This is a genomic window from Leclercia sp. 119287 (assembly GCF_009734485.1).
Lineage (GTDB): Bacteria > Pseudomonadota > Gammaproteobacteria > Enterobacterales > Enterobacteriaceae > Enterobacter > Enterobacter adecarboxylatus_C.
Genome location: NZ_CP046445.1, coordinates 4,707,500 through 4,728,218 on the forward strand (window position 1 = coordinate 4,707,500; position 20,719 = coordinate 4,728,218).

Annotated in this window: 12 protein-coding genes, 2 tRNA genes, 2 rRNA genes and 1 riboswitch; of the genes, 4 read left to right on the forward strand and 12 right to left on the reverse strand. The window is 55.4% G+C overall.

From position 1 onward, the window contains the following. Window positions 1-41: 41 nt before the first annotated feature. The 6 genes from GNG27_RS22680 to btuB form a co-directional block, all read right to left on the reverse strand. Window positions 42-2,947: ribosomal RNA gene (locus GNG27_RS22680) — 23S ribosomal RNA — on the reverse strand. Between the two features lie 207 nt (window positions 2,948-3,154). Then, a tRNA-Ala gene (locus GNG27_RS22685) sits at window positions 3,155-3,230 on the reverse strand. Between the two features lie 36 nt (window positions 3,231-3,266). After that, window positions 3,267-3,343 (reverse strand) — tRNA-Ile (locus tag GNG27_RS22690). Between the two features lie 71 nt (window positions 3,344-3,414). Then, window positions 3,415-4,956 (reverse strand): 16S ribosomal RNA (locus tag GNG27_RS22695). The 16S and 23S rRNA genes sit together here with 2 tRNA genes alongside, the layout of an rRNA operon. 383 nt (window positions 4,957-5,339) lie before the next feature. Continuing rightward, window positions 5,340-6,191, reverse strand: a complete 852-nt coding sequence (murI, locus tag GNG27_RS22700; protein ID WP_142487545.1) for a glutamate racemase — start codon at window positions 6,189-6,191, stop codon at window positions 5,340-5,342. Continuing rightward, window positions 6,136-7,980, reverse strand: a complete 1,845-nt coding sequence (btuB, locus tag GNG27_RS22705) for a TonB-dependent vitamin B12 receptor BtuB (protein WP_156264898.1) — start codon at window positions 7,978-7,980, stop codon at window positions 6,136-6,138. Before btuB ends, murI begins: the two co-directional genes overlap by 56 nt. A gap of 65 nt (window positions 7,981-8,045) precedes the next feature. Next, window positions 8,046-8,222: riboswitch (cobalamin riboswitch) on the reverse strand. 104 nt (window positions 8,223-8,326) lie between these two features. Here btuB and trmA point away from each other — a divergent pair. Then, window positions 8,327-9,427, forward strand: coding sequence for a tRNA (uridine(54)-C5)-methyltransferase TrmA (gene trmA, locus GNG27_RS22710; RefSeq protein ID WP_142487547.1), 1,101 nt, complete (start codon window positions 8,327-8,329; stop codon window positions 9,425-9,427). A 45-nt stretch (window positions 9,428-9,472) separates the two neighbouring features. Here the strand turns inward: trmA and GNG27_RS22715 are convergent, their stop codons facing one another. Continuing rightward, on the reverse strand, window positions 9,473-9,832 hold the full coding sequence (locus tag GNG27_RS22715; protein WP_032615232.1) for a YijD family membrane protein: 360 nt from the start codon (window positions 9,830-9,832) through the stop codon (window positions 9,473-9,475). Between the two features lie 10 nt (window positions 9,833-9,842). Continuing rightward, window positions 9,843-10,481 (reverse strand): HTH-type transcriptional repressor FabR, encoded by a 639-nt coding sequence (fabR, locus tag GNG27_RS22720; RefSeq protein WP_032615233.1) that lies wholly within the window; start codon window positions 10,479-10,481, stop codon window positions 9,843-9,845. Between the two features lie 196 nt (window positions 10,482-10,677). Here fabR and sthA point away from each other — a divergent pair, with 196 nt between their 5' ends. After that, window positions 10,678-12,078: a Si-specific NAD(P)(+) transhydrogenase gene (sthA, locus tag GNG27_RS22725; protein ID WP_142487548.1), complete on the forward strand. Its 1,401-nt coding sequence runs from the start codon at window positions 10,678-10,680 to the stop codon at window positions 12,076-12,078. Here the strand turns inward: sthA and oxyR are convergent. From oxyR to argC, 4 genes are all read right to left on the reverse strand, one after another. Continuing rightward, window positions 12,061-12,978, reverse strand: coding sequence for a DNA-binding transcriptional regulator OxyR (gene oxyR, locus GNG27_RS22730; protein ID WP_142487549.1), 918 nt, complete (start codon window positions 12,976-12,978; stop codon window positions 12,061-12,063). The genes sthA and oxyR overlap by 18 nt on opposite strands. Before the next feature lie 289 nt (window positions 12,979-13,267). Next, window positions 13,268-14,641, reverse strand: a complete 1,374-nt coding sequence (gene argH, locus GNG27_RS22735) for an argininosuccinate lyase (protein ID WP_142487550.1) — start codon at window positions 14,639-14,641, stop codon at window positions 13,268-13,270. A gap of 77 nt (window positions 14,642-14,718) precedes the next feature. Further along, window positions 14,719-15,495 carry an acetylglutamate kinase gene (argB, locus tag GNG27_RS22740; RefSeq protein ID WP_156264900.1) on the reverse strand — a complete coding sequence of 259 codons (777 nt, stop codon included), beginning with the start codon at window positions 15,493-15,495 and terminating at the stop codon, window positions 14,719-14,721. Window positions 15,496-15,501: 6 nt separating this feature from the next. Next, window positions 15,502-16,506, reverse strand: a complete 1,005-nt coding sequence (gene argC, locus GNG27_RS22745) for an N-acetyl-gamma-glutamyl-phosphate reductase (protein ID WP_156264902.1) — start codon at window positions 16,504-16,506, stop codon at window positions 15,502-15,504. Window positions 16,507-16,594: 88 nt separating this feature from the next. Between argC and argE the strand changes: the two genes are divergently transcribed. Next, entirely contained in the window at window positions 16,595-17,746 is a 1,152-nt protein-coding gene (argE, locus tag GNG27_RS22750) for an acetylornithine deacetylase (protein WP_156264904.1), read from the forward strand. A gap of 247 nt (window positions 17,747-17,993) precedes the next feature. Continuing rightward, complete coding sequence (gene ppc / locus GNG27_RS22755) at window positions 17,994-20,645, forward strand: phosphoenolpyruvate carboxylase (RefSeq protein ID WP_142487554.1); 2,652 nt, start codon at window positions 17,994-17,996, stop codon at window positions 20,643-20,645. Window positions 20,646-20,719 lie beyond the last annotated feature (74 nt).

Here is a 20,719-nt window from a genome sequence, read left to right on the forward strand (position 1 = left end):
CTGAAAATCTCTCAAATCCGCCGAAACAGCTTCGGCGTTGTAAGGTTAAGCCTCACGGTTCATTAGTATCGGTTAGCTCAACGCATCGCTGCGCTTACACACCCGACCTATCAACGTCGTCGTCTTCAACGTTCCTTCAGGAGCCTTAAAGGCTCAGGGAGAACTCATCTCGGGGCAAGTTTCGTGCTTAGATGCTTTCAGCACTTATCTCTTCCGCATTTAGCTACCGGGCAGTGCCATTGGCATGACAACCCGAACACCAGTGATGCGTCCACTCCGGTCCTCTCGTACTAGGAGCAGCCCCCCTCAATTCTCCAGCGCCCACGGCAGATAGGGACCGAACTGTCTCACGACGTTCTAAACCCAGCTCGCGTACCACTTTAAACGGCGAACAGCCGTACCCTTGGGACCTACTTCAGCCCCAGGATGTGATGAGCCGACATCGAGGTGCCAAACACCGCCGTCGATATGAACTCTTGGGCGGTATCAGCCTGTTATCCCCGGAGTACCTTTTATCCGTTGAGCGATGGCCCTTCCATACAGAACCACCGGATCACTATGACCTGCTTTCGCACCTGCTCGAGCCGTCACTCTCGCAGTCAAGCTAGCTTATGCCATTGCACTAACCTCCTGATGTCCGACCAGGATTAGCTAACCTTCGTGCTCCTCCGTTACTCTTTAGGAGGAGACCGCCCCAGTCAAACTACCCACCAGACACTGTCCGCAACCCGGGTAACGGGTCTACGTTAGAACACCAGCCATTAAAGGGTGGTATTTCAAGGATGGCTCCACGCAGACTGGCGTCCACGCTTCAAAGCCTCCCACCTATCCTACACATCAAGGACCAGTGTTCAGTGTCAAGCTATAGTAAAGGTTCACGGGGTCTTTCCGTCTTGCCGCGGGTACACTGCATCTTCACAGCGATTTCAATTTCACTGAGTCTCGGGTGGAGACAGCCTGGCCATCATTACGCCATTCGTGCAGGTCGGAACTTACCCGACAAGGAATTTCGCTACCTTAGGACCGTTATAGTTACGGCCGCCGTTTACCGGGGCTTCGATCAAGAGCTTCGCGTTGCCGCTAACCCCATCAATTAACCTTCCGGCACCGGGCAGGCGTCACACCGTATACGTCCACTTTCGTGTTTGCACAGTGCTGTGTTTTTAATAAACAGTTGCAGCCAGCTGGTATCTTCGACTGATTTCAGCTCCACCCGCAGGGGCTTCACCTACACATCAGCGTGCCTTCTCCCGAAGTTACGGCACCATTTTGCCTAGTTCCTTCACCCGAGTTCTCTCAAGCGCCTTGGTATTCTCTACCTGACCACCTGTGTCGGTTTGGGGTACGATTTGATGTTACCTGATGCTTAGAGGCTTTTCCTGGAAGCAGGGCATTTGTTGCTTCAGCACCGTAGTGCCTCGTCATCACATCTCAGCGTTAGTAAGGTTCCGGATTTACCTGGAACCTCCGCCTACATGCTTAAACCGGGACAACCGTCGCCCGGCCAACATAGCCTTCTCCGTCCCCCCTTCGCAGTAACACCGAGTACAGGAATATTAACCTGTTTCCCATCGACTACGCCTTTCGGCCTCGCCTTAGGGGTCGACTCACCCTGCCCCGATTAACGTTGGACAGGAACCCTTGGTCTTCCGGCGAGCGGGTTTTTCACCCGCTTTATCGTTACTTATGTCAGCATTCGCACTTCTGATACCTCCAGCATGCCTCACAGCACACCTTCAACGGCTTACAGAACGCTCCCCTACCCAACAACACATAGTGTCGCTGCCGCAGCTTCGGTGCATGGTTTAGCCCCGTTACATCTTCCGCGCAGGCCGACTCGACCAGTGAGCTATTACGCTTTCTTTAAATGATGGCTGCTTCTAAGCCAACATCCTGGCTGTCTGTGCCTTCCCACATCGTTTCCCACTTAACCATGACTTTGGGACCTTAGCTGGCGGTCTGGGTTGTTTCCCTCTTCACGACGGACGTTAGCACCCGCCGTGTGTCTCCCGTGATAACATTCTCCGGTATTCGCAGTTTGCATCGGGTTGGTAAGCCGGGATGGCCCCCTAGCCGAAACAGTGCTCTACCCCCGGAGATGAGTTCACGAGGCGCTACCTAAATAGCTTTCGGGGAGAACCAGCTATCTCCCGGTTTGATTGGCCTTTCACCCCCAGCCACAGGTCATCCGCTAATTTTTCAACATTAGTCGGTTCGGTCCTCCAGTTAGTGTTACCCAACCTTCAACCTGCCCATGGCTAGATCACCGGGTTTCGGGTCTATACCCTGCAACTTAACGCCCAGTTAAGACTCGGTTTCCCTTCGGCTCCCCTATACGGTTAACCTTGCTACAGAATATAAGTCGCTGACCCATTATACAAAAGGTACGCAGTCACACCACAAGGGTGCTCCCACTGCTTGTACGTACACGGTTTCAGGTTCTTTTTCACTCCCCTCGCCGGGGTTCTTTTCGCCTTTCCCTCACGGTACTGGTTCACTATCGGTCAGTCAGGAGTATTTAGCCTTGGAGGATGGTCCCCCCATATTCAGACAGGATACCACGTGTCCCGCCCTACTCTTCGAACTCACAGTGCATGTATTTTTGTGTACGGGAGTATCACCCTGTACCCTGCGACTTTCCAGACGCTTCCACTAATACATACGCTGATTCAGGTTCTGGGCTGCTCCCCGTTCGCTCGCCGCTACTGGGGGAATCTCGGTTGATTTCTTTTCCTCAGGGTACTTAGATGTTTCAGTTCCCCTGGTTCGCTTCGTTAAGCTATGTATTCACTTAACGATAGTGTGACGAGTCACACTGGGTTTCCCCATTCGGAAATCGTCGGTTATAACGGTTCATATCACCTTACCGACGCTTATCGCAGATTAGCACGTCCTTCATCGCCTCTGACTGCCTAGGCATCCACCGTGTACGCTTGGTCGCTTAACCTCACAACCCGAAGATGTTTCTTTCGATTCATCATCGACTTGCGAAAATTTGAGAGACTCTGACACACCGCTTATCTGTTCCTGTTTCGGAGAACAGATACGGCGCGTCGTTTCAATTTTCAGCTTGATCCAGATTTTTAAAGAGCAAAACTTCGCAGCGCACCTTCTCAGGTACACTCTGAAGTTTTCTTGTTGTCGCAGTAAAGGATGGTGGAGCTATGCGGGATCGAACCGCAGACCTCCTGCGTGCAAGGCAGGCGCTCTCCCAGCTGAGCTATAGCCCCATCGTAGTTAATCTCTTCAAATTTGCATCGCAAATTTGGTAGGCCTGAGTGGACTTGAACCACCGACCTCACCCTTATCAGGGGTGCGCTCTAACCACCTGAGCTACAAGCCTGCAGAGATTTTTTACTGCTGTTTTTTCATCAGACAATCTGTGTGAGCACTGCAAAGGCAGGTTCTTTAAGGTAAGGAGGTGATCCAACCGCAGGTTCCCCTACGGTTACCTTGTTACGACTTCACCCCAGTCATGAATCACAAAGTGGTAAGCGCCCTCCCGAAGGTTAAGCTACCTACTTCTTTTGCAACCCACTCCCATGGTGTGACGGGCGGTGTGTACAAGGCCCGGGAACGTATTCACCGTAGCATTCTGATCTACGATTACTAGCGATTCCGACTTCATGGAGTCGAGTTGCAGACTCCAATCCGGACTACGACGCACTTTATGAGGTCCGCTTGCTCTCGCGAGGTCGCTTCTCTTTGTATGCGCCATTGTAGCACGTGTGTAGCCCTACTCGTAAGGGCCATGATGACTTGACGTCATCCCCACCTTCCTCCAGTTTATCACTGGCAGTCTCCTTTGAGTTCCCGGCCGGACCGCTGGCAACAAAGGATAAGGGTTGCGCTCGTTGCGGGACTTAACCCAACATTTCACAACACGAGCTGACGACAGCCATGCAGCACCTGTCTCAGAGTTCCCGAAGGCACCAAAGCATCTCTGCTAAGTTCTCTGGATGTCAAGAGTAGGTAAGGTTCTTCGCGTTGCATCGAATTAAACCACATGCTCCACCGCTTGTGCGGGCCCCCGTCAATTCATTTGAGTTTTAACCTTGCGGCCGTACTCCCCAGGCGGTCGACTTAACGCGTTAGCTCCGGAAGCCACTCCTCAAGGGAACAACCTCCAAGTCGACATCGTTTACGGCGTAGACTACCAGGGTATCTAATCCTGTTTGCTCCCCACGCTTTCGCACCTGAGCGTCAGTCTTTGTCCAGGGGGCCGCCTTCGCCACCGGTATTCCTCCAGATCTCTACGCATTTCACCGCTACACCTGGAATTCTACCCCCCTCTACAAGACTCTAGCCTGCCAGTTTCGAATGCAGTTCCCAGGTTGAGCCCGGGGATTTCACATCCGACTTGACAGACCGCCTGCGTGCGCTTTACGCCCAGTAATTCCGATTAACGCTTGCACCCTCCGTATTACCGCGGCTGCTGGCACGGAGTTAGCCGGTGCTTCTTCTGCGAGTAACGTCAATCGATGAGGTTATTAACCTCACCGCCTTCCTCCTCGCTGAAAGTACTTTACAACCCGAAGGCCTTCTTCATACACGCGGCATGGCTGCATCAGGCTTGCGCCCATTGTGCAATATTCCCCACTGCTGCCTCCCGTAGGAGTCTGGACCGTGTCTCAGTTCCAGTGTGGCTGGTCATCCTCTCAGACCAGCTAGGGATCGTCGCCTAGGTGAGCCATTACCCCACCTACTAGCTAATCCCATCTGGGCACATCTGATGGCAAGAGGCCCGAAGGTCCCCCTCTTTGGTCTTGCGACATTATGCGGTATTAGCTACCGTTTCCAGTAGTTATCCCCCTCCATCAGGCAGTTTCCCAGACATTACTCACCCGTCCGCCGCTCGTCACCCGAAGAGCAAGCTCTTCTGTGCTACCGCTCGACTTGCATGTGTTAGGCCTGCCGCCAGCGTTCAATCTGAGCCATGATCAAACTCTTCAATTTAAGTTTGATGCTCGTGAATTAAACTTCGTAATGAATTACGTATGTTCACTCAGAGACTTTGGTATTCATTTATCGTCTTGCGACGTTAAGAATCCATGTCACTTTGAGTGCCCACACAGATTGTCTGATAAATTGTTAAAGAGCAGTGCAACGCGGCTTTCGCTCACCGTTGCGAGGTCCCGTATAATACGTTTTCCTCATTCAGAGTCAAGCAATTATTTTTCGCTTTTCTCTATCGGCGTTCACCTCGGAAGCCTGCTGTCACGGCGGTTTGTAATCCGTTGTTCCGTGTCAGTGGAGGCGCATTATAGGGAGTTCTCCGGCAGTGACAAGAGCTAATTTAAAAAAATCTTTCAACCGTCTTTTTTTTGCTCAAAAACGTGCTACAGCGCTAGTTTTTCGAGCGTTTCGAAGCCGTAACGCTGCAAAACGGGTAAAAGTTGCTCAGTCTCAGCAGTCAATGCCATGCAATAAGCGACATTCGCGTCGGCAGATTTTGCATCTGGCGCTTCATGTTCAAGTAGCCACGCAGTGCGACGAGCGATAGCCGCGCCCGAATCCACCAGTCGGGTACCTTCCGGCAGTACGGCAAGCAGCTCTTCCTGCAATAAAGGGAAATGCGTGCAGCCCAGGACTACCGTGTCTGGCGGCTCCGCCATACGCAGCCAGGGACGCAGAATACGACGCAGCTCTTCCAGCGACACCGGTTGACCGTGCAGTTTCGCTTCTGCCATCTCCACCAGCTCGGCAGACCCTAACATCGCGATCTGACATTCATTGGCAAAGCGTTCGATCAGTTCGCGGGTATAGGGGCGCTTCACCGTACCGCGCGTTGCCAGCAGTCCCACCACACCATTCGCCGTCAGGCGCGCCGCAGGTTTAATCGCAGGCACCACGCCGACAACCGGGAACGGGAATTTTTCGCGTAAGGCGGGCAGGGAAACCGTACTCGCCGTATTACAGGCAATCACCGCCAGTGCGAGAGGGTAATGCTGTTGTACGGCGGTGACGATTTCAACGACGCGTTCGACGATAAACGCTTCGCTCTTTTCCCCATACGGAAAAGCCACATTATCGAATGCATAGATGTAATGAAGATCCGGCAGGAGATGTCGAATCTCATCATAGACTGAAAGCCCACCGACACCGGAGTCAAACACCAGTACGGTGGGACGTGGGTCAGAAGGTGTAGCTGCCAGACAAGGTGTATTCCCGTCCTGCAGTTTCGTAGCCATAAACTGTCTCGTAGTCTTTATCGAACAGGTTGGCGATTTTACCACGAACTGTAAGGTGAGAGGTGACAGGATATGAAACTGCGAGATCCCACAGGCTTACGCCGCCCATTTTTACTCTGCGAGACGGGTACGAACTGAAGTCATCGTCATAACGGGTACCCAGGTAGCGATAGGCCAGATTCCAGTCGAGATCCCACACCTGCGTATCCAGCTGGTACTTCACCTGCTGCTTCGAACGGCGAGCGAGCACTTCGTTGGTTTTGGCATTCCGCGGATCAACATAGTCATAAGAAATCTGATGCCCTACCGGCCCGGTATCGAACTGGGCCGTGGCTTCGATGCCTTTGATGCGCGCTTTATTAACGTTGTAATAACGTAACGTGCGCGGGTCGCTGCTGATCAGGTTGTCAATATCGTTACGATAACCCGATACACGCCAGGTCACCGGGCCGGTCAGCCCCTCGAAGCCGCCTTCCCACTGCTTGCTCTCTTCCGGCTTCAGGTCCGGGTTGCCATACCTCGTACTATGGATCTGGCTCATGGTCGGCGCTTTATAGGCCGTGCCGTAGGAAGCGATGATCCGGTAACCGTCGATAAACTCCCATCCGGCGCTGGTCTGCCAGGTGTTATGGTTACCAAAGTTAGAGTTATCGTCATTACGCGCTGCGGCTTCCAGGGTGACGCTATCGAACTGCTGCATGGCAGACAGGAACACGCCGGTGTTGCGCTGGTCGTAGCCTTTCTCCAGATAACCCGTTCCTGCCTGGGTTTTTTGCTTCTGCCAGTCCAGACCAGCACCGATATTGCCGTGACCAACCGTGACGGTGTTCATCCACTGGGTGGTGTACTGCTTAACATCATCCATGGTAGCGGAAGAAGCATACCGGCCTTTGCTCGGATCGTAGTTCTGGTCTTTACTGCGACCGTAACCGGCTACCAGCTGCGTCTGATAGATCCCCTGGTTATAGCGCAGACCGGTGTCCCAGTTCTGGCTGTAAAGCTGACGGGTGTCCGGGCGACCATCAATACCCGTTGCGCCATAGCTATCATAGCCGTCATACGCGGTGCGGTTGTCATAACCGAGCCCACGCACGAAACCGCTCAGGTTGTCGGTGATCTGCTGCTCAACAGAGCCAAATAACGACTTACTCATAAAGCCGTCGCGATCGGGCTGGCGTGGCGCATCGGCCGCATCGATATCAAAGCCGCGGGTGTACGTGTAATTGCCAGCCATGGTGATTTTGGTTTTATCCAGTACCTGCTGGAATGAACCATCGTAGGATTGATAGCCTTTCGAGCCGACGCTGGCGGTGATTTCCGCCCCTGGCTTGTCCCGACCCGTAATGATGTTAATCACGCCGCCAATCGCATCCGAACCATACAGGGCCGAGCGCGGGCCACGAATGTATTCGACACGCTGAATGAGCGAAACGGGGATTTGGCTGAGATCAGGTGAGTTACTGATCCCGGCGTTATTCAGTGGAATACCGTCGATCAGCACCAGCACATGACGGGATTCCGTCCCGCGAATAAAGGTAGAGGAGTTGGCACCCATGCCGCCGCTTTGGGCGATATCCACACCCGGTAAGCGTGACATGACTTCAACGACGCTTTTTGCCTGCCAGCGTTCAATATCTTCCCGGGTAACAACGGAGCTGGGAGCCAGAACGGTATTAGCAGGTTGTGCAACACGGTTTGCCGTCACCACCAACGCGTCTGCGCTATCCTGCGCCCAGCCCGAAAATGCCGTGACGGAAAGCGCCGTCAGCAGCGATACTTTTTTAATCATTGTAAAAGCATCCACAATATAAGAAGGATGCCGCAGGCCTCACCCATAGCACGCGATGATGAAACCAAATGCGACGTGATCCCGGCAGGTCTTCGGGCTAGGTGGCTTTAGAAGGATGAAGACTTCCCATTTTCACAGTGTCTACAGCTCTCATCCCGCCAGTCTTTACCGCTGCGCGTCAGCTCCAGATTTGCACTGGATTCCCTTTTCACTCAAAAGAGACCGGAAACATAATGCTACATTTAGACACGTATAGATGTCCAGACTGCCGTTAACCATTAAGGCTGGACATCCCCTGTACAATCCCTACAATCCCCGCGTAATTCATCATCAATCAGGAAGCATCATGACCCCCGAACACCTCCCGACAGAACAGTACGACGCGCAACTGGCAGAGAAAGTCGTCCGTCTGCAAAGTATGATGACGCCTTTTGCTGCGCCTGCGCCTGAGGTGTTCCGCTCCCCGGTCAGCCACTACCGTATGCGTGCCGAATTCCGCATCTGGCACGACGGCGACGACCTGTATCACATCATTTTCGATCAGCAGACCAAAAGCCGTATCCGCGTGGACAGTTTCCCGGCGGCCAGCGAGCTGATTAACCAGTTAATGACGCTGATAATGGACGGCGTGCGCAATAATCCGCTGCTGCGCCATAAGCTGTTCCAGATTGACTACCTGACCACCCAAAGCAATCAGGCCATTGTCTCCCTGCTGTACCATAAAGCGCTGAATGACGAGTGGCGCCAGGCCGCAGAAGCCCTGCGTGATGCGCTGCGCGCGCAGAATATCAACGTGCACCTGATTGGCCGCGCGACAAAAACCAAAATCACGCTGGATCAGGATTTCATTGACGAGCGCCTGCCGGTAGCGGGCAAAGAGATGATTTATCGCCAGGTTGAGAACAGCTTTACTCAGCCGAACGCGGCAATGAACGTGCAGATGCTGGAGTGGGCGCTGAAGGCTACTGAAGGTTCAACCGGCGATCTGCTGGAGCTGTACTGCGGTAACGGTAACTTCTCGCTGGCGCTGGCGCGTAACTTTAATCGCGTACTGGCTACCGAAATCGCCAAACCGTCGGTCGCTTCCGCACAGTACAACATCGCGGCGAACCACATTGATAATGTGCAGATCGTTCGCATGTCGGCGGAAGAGTTTACTCAGGCGATGAACGGCGTGCGGGAGTTTAATCGTCTGCAGGGGATTGATCTGAAGAGCTACCAGTGTGAGACGATTTTCGTCGATCCGCCGCGCAGCGGGCTGGACAGCGAAACCGAGAAGATGGTGCAGGCATACCCGCGTATTCTGTATATCTCCTGTAACCCGGAGACCTTATGCAAGAACCTGGAAACATTAAGCCAGACGCACAATGTTGAACGTCTGGCATTGTTCGATCAGTTCCCGTATACGCACCATATGGAGTGCGGCGTATTACTGACGGCCCGGTAAGTCGTATTGCCGGGTGGCGCTGCGCTTACCCGGCCTACAAAACCGTTACTCTGGCAGTTGCTGCTTACGGTTACGCATTTTAAAGCCGATCCAGAAGACCAGCGCTACCGACAGCACCGCAGGCAGGAAGTTAGAGCCAATGTCCGGGTACTCTGCACGCACCACGGTGCTATACAGCAGGACACCCAGCACAAAGAACGCCGCCGACAATGCCGGTAACCCCACCGGCATGGTGCGATTCTGATAACGCTGATGCAGACAGTACACCGTCAGCACCAGAGAGATCATCGGGAAAACCGAGAACGGTACAATAGAGCTAAAAATCGCTGCAAAGGTACCGTTAATGGATAAGCCAGCGATCAATGCCAGCAACAATGTTCCTTTATCCTGTCCTGTCTGTTTCATTACTCACCTTTCACTCATCGGATTGATGCGCCAGTTTTTCTTGTTCACGGCGATACCAGTAATACGCTCCCTTAGAGATCATCCGCAGTTGCAATACCAGTCGCTCTTCGAGTTGCTTGCGTTGTTCAACGCTTACATCCAGTGCTTCGGCGCCCGCACTGAAGACTATTGTTACCATCGCCTCGGCCTGCGCTTCAGTGAAGGCGCGCGGCATATGGTTTTCGAGTTCAAGATAGTCGGCAAGTTCCGCAATAAAATGCTGAATCTCACGCGCCACGGCGGCACGAAACGCGGCCGAGGTACCCGAGCGTTCCCGCAACAGTAAACGAAATGCGTTAGGATTGTTGCCGATAAACTCCATAAAGGTGGAAACGGAGGTGCGGATCACGCTGCCCCCTTTGGCGATACGCTGACGCGCCTGGCGCATCAGCTGGCGGAGCATCAGCCCGCTCTCATCCACCATGGTCAGACCCAGTTCATCTACGTCACGGAAGTGACGGTAGAAAGAGGTAGGCGCAATCCCGGCTTCGCGTGCGACTTCCCGCAGGCTCAGACTGGCAAAACTTCGCTCGGCACTCAGTTGACTGAATGCGGCTTCTACCAGCGAACGCCGGGTTTTCTCTTTTTGTTGTGCTCTTACGCCCATCACGATAGTTGAATCCTTCCAAAGGCCCGCTGGCACTATACCAGAGAATAAAATTAATCGGTTTACCTGGCTTACAGAATGAGGGTTTCCATGTTGTTTGTGCTCCATCACGCGAAAAGAGCACAACGATAATTGGGTTATCCTGCCAATGATGTTACTATTCTGTTGCTTTTATGTATAAGAACAGGTAAGCCTTACCATGTCACATTCCTACGATTACGACGCAATAGTTATTGGTTCCGGCCCCGGCGGCGAAGGCGCTGCTATGGGACTGGTAAAACAGGGAGCCAGAGTAGCGGTCATTGAGCGCTACCATAACGTTGGCGGCGGCTGTACCCACTGGGGCACCATCCCTTCCAAAGCCCTCCGCCACGCCGTCAGCCGCATTATTGAATTCAATCAGAACCCTCTTTACAGCGATCACTCCCGTCTTCTCCGCTCCTCTTTTGCCGATATCCTGAATCATGCGGATACCGTGATTAATCAGCAGACGCGGATGCGCCAGGGTTTTTATGAGCGCAACCACTGTGAAATTCTGCAGGGCAGCGCACATTTCGTTGATGAGCACACGCTGGCGCTGGAGTGTCATGACGGTTCCGTCGAGACCATCACCGCCGAGAAATTTGTGATCGCCTGCGGCTCGCGCCCGTACCGTCCGGCCGATGTGGATTTCTCCCACCCGCGCGTTTACGACAGCGACTCCATCCTGAGCCTGCACCACGAGCCGCGCCACGTGCTGATCTACGGCGCCGGGGTGATCGGCTGTGAATATGCTTCCATCTTCCGCGGCATGAACGTCAAAGTTGACCTGATCAACACCCGCGACCGTCTGCTGGCGTTCCTCGATCAGGAGATGTCCGACTCGCTCTCGTATCACTTCTGGAACAGCGGCGTCGTCATTCGTCACAACGAAGAGTACGAGAAGATCGAACCCTGCGATGATGGCGTGATCATGCACCTGAAGTCCGGCAAAAAGCTGAAAGCAGACTGCCTGCTGTATGCCAACGGCCGTACAGGTAATACCGATTCGCTGGCGCTGGAAAACATCGGCCTGACCACCGACAGTCGTGGACAGCTCAAGGTCAACAGCATGTATCAGACCGCCCTGCCGCATATCTATGCCGTGGGTGACGTGATTGGTTATCCAAGCCTGGCGTCAGCGGCGTATGACCAAGGGCGCATTGCCGCTCAGGCGCTGGTGAAAGGTGAAGCGACGGCCCATCTGATTGAAGATATCCCGACTGGCATTTACACCATTCCGGAGATCAGCTCAGTCGGTAAAACCGAACAGCAGCTGACGGCCATGAAGGTGCCTTACGAGGTGGGTCGTGCCCAGTTTAAACATCTGGCACGGGCGCAAATCGTCGGGATGAGCGTGGGTACGCTGAAGATCCTGTTCCATCGCGAGACGAAAGAGATCCTCGGCATTCACTGCTTCGGTGAGCGTGCGGCGGAAATCATTCACATCGGCCAGGCGATCATGGAGCAAAAAGGTGGCGGTAACACCATCGAATACTTTGTTAATACCACCTTTAACTACCCGACCATGGCGGAAGCCTATCGTGTAGCGGCGCTGAACGGCTTAAACCGCCTGTTTTAACGCACTGTCGAAACGGCCATCCATCGAACTGCGGATGGCCTCTGCCAGCTGCTCATAGCGGCTGCGCAGCGGCGACCCCGGACGATAGACCAGACCAATAGTACGACGTGGCTCAGGCTTAATGCACGGCAGATAAACCACTCCATCGCGACGACGCTCCGGCGGCACTGACAGCGCGGGCAGCAGCGTAATACCGCTTCCTGCCGCCACCATGTTGCGCAGCGTTTCCAGGCTGGTTGCACGGAAGTGGGTATCTTCATCGGCACCCGCTTCGAAACAGAAGCCCATCGCCTGATCGCGCAGGCAGTGGCCATCTTCCAGCATCAGCAGTTTTTCACCGGCCAGATCGGCCATCGGCACACGATCGCGGTTTGCCCACGGGTGATCCTCGTAGATCGCCAGCATCATCGGCTCGTCAAACAGCGGCACTTCGATAAAGGCTTCACTCTCTTTGACCAGCGCCAGAATGGCACAGTCGAGCTTACCGCTATCTAACTGCGCCAGCAGCTGATGGGTTTGCGCTTCGTGCAGGTACATTTCGAGTTTCGGGAAGGTCTGATGCAGCATCGGAATAATTTGCGGCAACAGGTACGGGCCAACGGTTGGGATCAGGCCAATATGCAGCGGGCCGGACATGGTCTCCCCCTGCTGGCTTGCCATTTCCTTGAGCACTTTGACCTCGCGCAGTACGGTGCGCGCCTGATCCACCAGCAGAAGACCTGCCTGGGTGAACAGCACTTTACGACTGGTGCGCTCCAGCAGCATCACGCCCAGTTCGTCTTCCAGCTTACGGATCTGACCGCTAAGCGTAGGCTGACTGACGTGGCAGGAATCTGCCGCGCGGCGAAAATGGCGGTGTTCAGCTAATGCGACCAGGTATTCAAGATCACGAATATTCATTATTCATCCTCCGTCGCCACGATAGTTCATGGCGATAGATAGCATAGCAACGAACGATTATCCCTATCAAGCGTTCTGTTGAATAATGCATCACAGAGACGAGGCGGCACCGATTACCCTTGAAGTCCCGCCCCGTCTTACGAGTTTCTCTCAAAGCTCGAACAACTAAAGCCAACGTGAACTTTTGCGGACCCCGTGGTCCGCTTTTTTTTGCGTAAAAAAGCCCAACTCGAGGTTGGGCTTCAGTACGTAGGCCGGGTAAGCGAAGCGCCACCCGGCGTTTAAACCGTCATACCAGGCGGTTTTTCGCATCCGCAATCGCCTGCGCCACCTGCTTCGGCGACACGCCGCCTTTCGCCGCACGCTTATCCAGACAGGATTGCAGCGCCAGGATTGGATAAACATCATCGCCAATCACGCTGCTGAATTTCTGCAGGTCGGCCAGCGGCAGATCTTCCAGCGGTTTGCCCTGACGAATGGCCTCAACAACCGCTTCACCGACAATATGGTGCGCCTCACGGAAGGGTACGCCTTTGGCGACCAGGTAATCCGCCAGCTCGGTGGAGTTCGCATAGCCCTGCTGGGCCGCTTCCTGGCAACGCGGGCGTTTCACCTGAATGCCGTCCAGCACCAGCGCCGCCATATGCAGACAGTCCAGCCAGGTGTCGAGCGCGTCGAACAGCCCTTCTTTGTCTTCCTGCATATCTTTGTTGTAGGCCAGCGGGAGCCCTTTCAGGGTCATCATCATGCCGGTCAGCGCGCCCTGCACACGGCCACACTTGCCGCGGATCAGCTCCAGCGCATCCGGGTTTTTCTTCTGCGGCATCAGGGAAGAGCCGGAGGTCACACGATCCGACAGCTCAACAAAACCGGCTTCACCAGAGTTGAAGAAGATCAGGTCTTCGGCAAAGCGCGACAGGTGCACCATACCGATAGAGGCATTGGAAAGCAGCTCCAGCACGTGATCGCGGTCGGACACGCTGTCCAGGCTGTTGCGGGTCGCAGAGGCAAAACCCAGCCAGCCGGCCAGCTGTTCACGGTCGATTTCATAGGCGGTACCGGCCAGCGCGCCGCTGCCCAGCGGGCTCACGTCCAGACGCTTCAGGGTATCCTGCAGACGGCTCTCGTCGCGCGCCAGCATTTCAACGTAGGCCAGCGACCAGTGCGCAAAAGTGACAGGCTGCGCGCGCTGCAGGTGGGTATAACCCGGCATCACCGCATCCTGATTGTTCTGCGCGGTTTCCACCAGCGCGTTCTGCAGCTGACGGTTCGCCGCCAGCAGCTCCACCACGGTATCTTTACACCACAGCTTCAGGTCGGTTGCGACCTGATCGTTACGGCTCCGGCCGGTGTGCAGCTTTTTACCCAGCTGGCCGACTTTGTCGATCAGTTTGCCTTCCACCCAGCTGTGAATATCTTCGGCGTCGCTCGCAAGAATTTGCTGCGGATCCAGACGCACCTCTTCCAGCAGGTTGTTCAGCGCCTCTTCCAGCTGCAGCTGTTCGTCAGTGGACAGCACGCCCACGGTTACCAGCGCTTTGGACCAGGCCACAGAGCCGACGATATCCTGTTCGGCCAGGCGGTAGTCGAAGCGCAAAGAGTCGTTGAACTGTTTGAACCGCTGATCCGCTGCCTGTGTAAAACGCCCACCCCAAAGTGCCATAACATGCTTCCTTAATATCTTTGAATTTCATTGCCCGGTGACGCTGCGCTTACCGGGCCTACAAAACAATGAATCGATTACGCCAGAATACGCGTGCCGATCGGCGTGCCGTTAAACAGCGCCGGCAGTTGCTCCGCGTTGCGCCAGGAGGCGATATCCACCGGCCGACCCAGCGTGCGGGCAGCATCCAGCGCCGCATTCACTTTTACAATCATGCCGTCGGTAATAATGCCCTGCTCGATCAGCTGCTCAGCTTTCTCAGCCGTCATTTCCGCAATGCGCTGGCCTTTGCCGTCCAGAATACCGCTCACGTCAGAGAGCAGGATCAAATCTGCGCCCAGCGTCGCCGCCAGGGCGGTTGCCGCCTGGTCCGCGTTGACGTTCATTAGATCGCCCTCTTCAGTCACACCGATAGAGCTCACTACTGGCAGAAAACCACCTTCCAGCAGCGTATTAATCAGTTTTGGCGAACCCGGCTGGGCAAGCCCTACATGGCCAAGCTCTTCATCAAGCTGGGTCACTTTGACGCTGTCGCCATCGCCCAGATAAAGGCCAACGGATGCGATATGGTGTTTCTTCGCCCAGGACAGCAGGGTTTTGTTGGCGGTGCCCGCCAGCGCGCCGGTAATGATATCGATCTGGTCAGCAGGCGTGACGCGCAGGCCGTTCTTCTTTTTCACCGGCAGGTTAAGGCCTTTCATTAACTCATCGACCACACAGCCGCCGCCGTGAACAATCACCAGCGGGCGTTGATGGGATTCGCGATAGTTGACCAGCGCGGTAAACAGACGCTCCAGCGCCTCTTCGCTGTCCAGCAGTACACCACCAAGCTTGATAATTAATGGGTTCATCATCACACCTTAAATAAGAGACTGCGTTTCAGCATAGCCAAAACGAATATTTGCGCACTGCATTGCCTGGGCGGCTGCGCCTTTGAGTAAGTTATCTTCTGCGGCCACCACAATCAGGTGCTCGCCCTGCACGGCGAAGCCGATATCGCAGAACGGCAGGCCGACCACGTTTTTCAGCGCCGGCACGCCTTTGTCATACAGACGCACCAGTGGTTTATCCGCATAGGCCGTCGTGAAGACCGCATTCACTTGGTCTTTAGTCACGCCCGGCTTCAGGCGGCAGGTAATGGTTTCGAGGATCCCGCGCGGGAAGCTGCCCAGATGCGGAGTGAAGATGACATCCGCCCCCAGATGGGTAGCGATTTCCGGGTGATGACGGTGATTGAACACGCCATACGGCTGCAGGCTCACTTCGCAGAAGCTGTTGGAGATAGCGGCCTTGCGCCCCGCTCCGCTGACGCCGCTGGTGGCGTTGATCACCGGCCACTGGTTCAGATCCAGCAGGTCCGCGTCGATCAGCGGCTTCAGCGAGAGCTGCGCCGCCGTCGGGTAGCAACCCGGTACGGCAATCAGGTTCGCTTCTTTCAGCGCATCTGCGCTCCACTCCGCCAGACCATACACCGCTTTTTCAAGCAGGTCCTGGTGCTGGTGGGTGAAGCCATAGTATTTTTCATAGAACGCGGCGTCGTTCACACGGAACGCACCGGAGAGGTCGAATACCACGCAGCCGGCGGCCAGGAATTGCGGCGCCAGGTCGTGGCTGACTTCGTGAGCGGTGGCTAAAAACACCACGTCCACGCCGTCGGTAAACTCGCTGATATCCGACATTGGCTGCAACGGCAGATCGACAATCCCTTTAAGTTGCGGATGTAAATCGGAAATTAACTTTCCTGCATCATTGCTTTGCGCTGAGACAGTCAAAGCGGTTATGGTCATATGAGGATGGCGATTCACGTAGCTTACAAGCTCTGCGCCCGCATAACCGCTAGCGCCTACAATCAGCGTATTCAACATCGGGTTCCTTTATGCTCAACGTTAATGTATTTTTATTCACATTTATTGCATGAATATTGATACTATCACGACCTAAGGTGTGTCAACAATGAAAATGAATTTACCGCCATTTATCGAGATCTACCGCGCCCTGATTGCCACGCCGTCCATCAGCGCAACGGAAGAAGCGCTGGATCAGAGTAATGAGACTTTAATCAATCTGCTGGCGGGATGGTTCAGCGATCTTGGGTTTAAGGTGGAGGTTCAGCCGGTCCCGGGAACCCGTAATAAATTTAACCTGCTCGCCAGTACCGGTCAGGGTGCGGGCGGGCTGCTGCTGGCGGGACATACCGATACCGTGCCGTTTGACGATGGCCGCTGGACGCGCGATCCCTTCACCCTGACCGAGCACGACAACAAGCTCTACGGGCTGGGCACCGCCGACATGAAAGGCTTCTTCGCCTTTATCCTCGACGCGCTGCGTGACGTGGACGTGACAAAACTGAAAAAGCCGCTCTATATTCTGGCGACCGCCGACGAAGAGACCAGCATGGCGGGCGCACGCTACTTCTCTGAAAACACGTCAATTCGCCCGGATTGCGCCATCATCGGCGAGCCGACTTCCCTGCAGCCAATCCGCGCGCACAAAGGCCATATCTCCACGGCAGTACGCGTGCTGGGCCAGTCCGGCCACTCCAGCGATCCGGCGCGCGGCGTGAACGCCATCGAGCTGATGCATGACGCCATCGGCCGCATCATGACGCTGCGTGACGACCTTAAGGAGCGTTATCACTACGAGGCCTTCACCGTGCCTTATCCGACGCTGAATCTCGGCAGCCTGCACGGCGGCGATGCCTCCAACCGCATCTGCGCCTGCTGCGAACTGCATATGGACATCCGTCCGCTGCCGGGCATGACGCTTAGCGACCTCGACGGCTTGCTGAATGAAGCGCTGGCGCCGGTGAGCGAGCGCTGGCCGGGTCGTCTGACGGTTTCTGAACTGCATCCGCCGATCCCGGGCTATGAGTGCCCGCCGGACCATCAGCTGGTCGAAGTGGTGGAAAAACTGCTCGGCGAGAAAACCGACGTGGTGAACTACTGCACCGAAGCGCCGTTTATTCAGACCCTCTGTCCGACGCTGGTCCTCGGACCGGGCTCCATCAATCAGGCCCACCAGCCGGATGAGTACCTGGAAACAAGCTTTATCAAACCAACCCGTGAGTTAATTACTCAGGTTGTGCATCACTTCTGCTGGCATTAATGACTGCTCCCCTCTCTCACGAGAGGGGAAAAATCTCATGATCTTCGTCACACTCTCATAAGCATCTCTTATCTGACGCAAAGCCAATTAAATTTCGTAAATTGCCCGCATTTATTCGTTTGCTGAACCGTTTTCGCAGCAATTGACGACGGGGGTTTTACGTGGCTTTATAAAGGGAGATGACAAAATAATGTCCGTTAGATGTCTGGCCGGGCATAAACAAAAATGATGGGGTGACTGGGTTTTTATGAACGAACAATATTCCGCGTTGCGTAGTAATGTCAGTATGCTCGGCAAGGTGCTGGGAGATACCATCAAGGATGCGTTGGGCGAGAACATTCTCGATCGCGTTGAAACAATCCGTAAGCTGTCTAAATCTTCCCGTGCCGGTAACGAAGCCAATCGTCAGGAGCTGCTCACCACGCTGCAGAACCTTTCCAACGACGAGCTGCTGCCTGTAGCCCGTGCCTTCAGCCAGTTCCTTAACCTGGCGAATACCGCCGAGCAGTACCACAGCATTTCGCCGAATGGCGAAGGGGCCAGCAACCCGGAAGTGATTGCCCGCACGCTCAGAAAACTCAAGGACCAGCCCGACCTCAACGAAGCGACCATCAAGAAGGCCGTTGAGTCTCTGTCACTGGAGCTGGTATTAACCGCCCACCCGACCGAGATCACCCGCCGCACCCTGATCCACAAAATGGGTGAAGTGAACAGCTGCCTCAAGCAGCTGGATAACAAAGAGATTGCCGACTACGAACGTAACCAGCTGATGCGCCGTCTGCGCCAGCTGATTGCTCAGTCCTGGCATACCGATGAAATTCGTAAGCACCGCCCAAGCCCGGTTGACGAAGCCAAGTGGGGCTTTGCGGTGGTGGAAAACAGCCTGTGGAAAGGGGTACCTGACTACCTGCGTGAGCTGAATGAACAGCTGGAAGAGAACCTCGGCTATCGCCTGCCGGTGGATTTTGTGCCGGTGCGTTTCACCTCCTGGATGGGCGGCGACCGCGACGGCAACCCGAACGTCACCGCCGAGATCACCCGTCATGTCCTGCTGCTGAGCCGCTGGAAAGCCACCGATCTGTTCCTGAAAGACATTCAGGTGCTGATTTCAGAGCTGTCGATGGTTGAAGCCACGCCGGAACTGCTTGAGCTGGTGGGTGAAGCCGGTGCAACTGAACCTTACCGCTTCCTGCTCAAAAACCTGCGCAGCCAGCTGCTGGCCACTCAGGCCTGGCTGGAAGCGCGCCTTAAGGGCCAGCGCCTGCCGAAGCCTGCCGGTCTGCTGAGCCAGAACGAGCAGCTGTGGGAGCCGCTGTACGCCTGTTATCAGTCGCTGCAGGCCTGCGGGATGGGCATCATCGCTAACGGCGAGCTGCTCGATACCCTGCGCCGCGTGAAGTGTTTCGGCGTGCCGCTGGTGCGTATCGATGTGCGTCAGGAGAGCACCCGCCACACCGAGGCGCTGGGCGAACTGACCCGCTACCTCGGCATTGGCGACTACGAAAGCTGGTCAGAAGCTGACAAACAGGCTTTCCTGATCCGCGAACTGAATTCCAAACGTCCGCTACTGCCGCGGAGCTGGGCACCCAGCGAAGAGACCCGCGAAGTGCTCGACACCTGCAAAGCGATCGTCGATGCGCCGAAAGGATCGGTGGCCGCCTATGTGATCTCCATGGCGAAAACCCCGTCCGACGTGCTGGCGGTTCACCTGTTGCTGAAAGAAGCAGGTATCACCTTCGCCCTGCCGGTTGCGCCGCTGTTTGAAACCCTCGACGACCTGAATAACGCTAACGACGTGATGACCCAGCTGCTGAATATCGACTGGTATCGCGGCTTTATCCAGGGCAAGCAGATGGTCATGATTGGCTATTCCGACTCCGCAAAAGATGCGGGCGTCATGGCCGCCTCGTGGGCGCAGTATCAGGCCCAGGATGCGCTGATCAAAACCTGCGAAAAAGCCGGGATTGAACTGACCCTGTTCCACGGTCGCGGCGGCTCGATTGGCCGTGGCGGTGCCCCAGCCCATGCGGCCCTGCTCTCCCAGCCGCCGGGCAGCCTGAAAGGCGGCCTGCGTGTGACTGAACAGGGCGAGATGATCCGCTTCAAGTACGGTCTGCCGGAAGTGACCATCAGCAGCCTGTCGCTCTATACCAGCGCGATCCTCGAAGCGAACCTGCTGCCGCCGCCGGAGCCTAAAGACGCCTGGCGCCATATCATGGACGAGCTGTCGGATATCTCCTGCGATATGTATCGCGGCTATGTGCGCGAAAACAAAGACTTTGTGCCTTATTTCCGCTCGGCAACGCCGGAGCAGGAGCTGGGCAAACTGCCGCTGGGTTCACGTCCGGCAAAACGTCGTCCGACCGGCGGCGTGGAGTCCCTGCGTGCTATCCCGTGGATCTTCGCCTGGACGCAGAACCGCCTGATGCTGCCAGCCTGGCTGGGAGCCGGTGCCGCGCTGCAAAAAGTGGTGGAAGATGGCAAACAGAGCGAGCTGGAAACGATGTGTCGCGACTGGCCGTTCTTCTCCACGCGCCTCGGCATGCTGGAAATGGTGTTCTCCAAAGCTGACCTGTGGCTGGCGGAATACTACGATCAGCGTCTGGTGAAACCGGAGCTGTGGGCGCTGGGTAGCGAGCTGCGCGAGCTGCTGGAAGACGATATCAAAGTGGTGCTGGATATCGCCAACGACTCCCATCTGATGGCCGATCTGCCGTGGATTGCCGAGTCTATCCAGCTGCGTAACATCTATACCGACCCGCTGAACGTGCTGCAGGCAGAGCTGCTGTACCGCTCGCGTAAAGCGGAAGAAGAGGGTCTGGAGCCGGATCCACGCGTGGAACAAGCGCTGATGGTCACCATCGCGGGCGTTGCGGCGGGGATGCGTAACACCGGTTAAGGCTTTATGCCCGGCGGCGCTGCGCTTGCACGGGCCTACGATAAGTAGGCCGGGTAAGCGTTAGCGCCACCCGG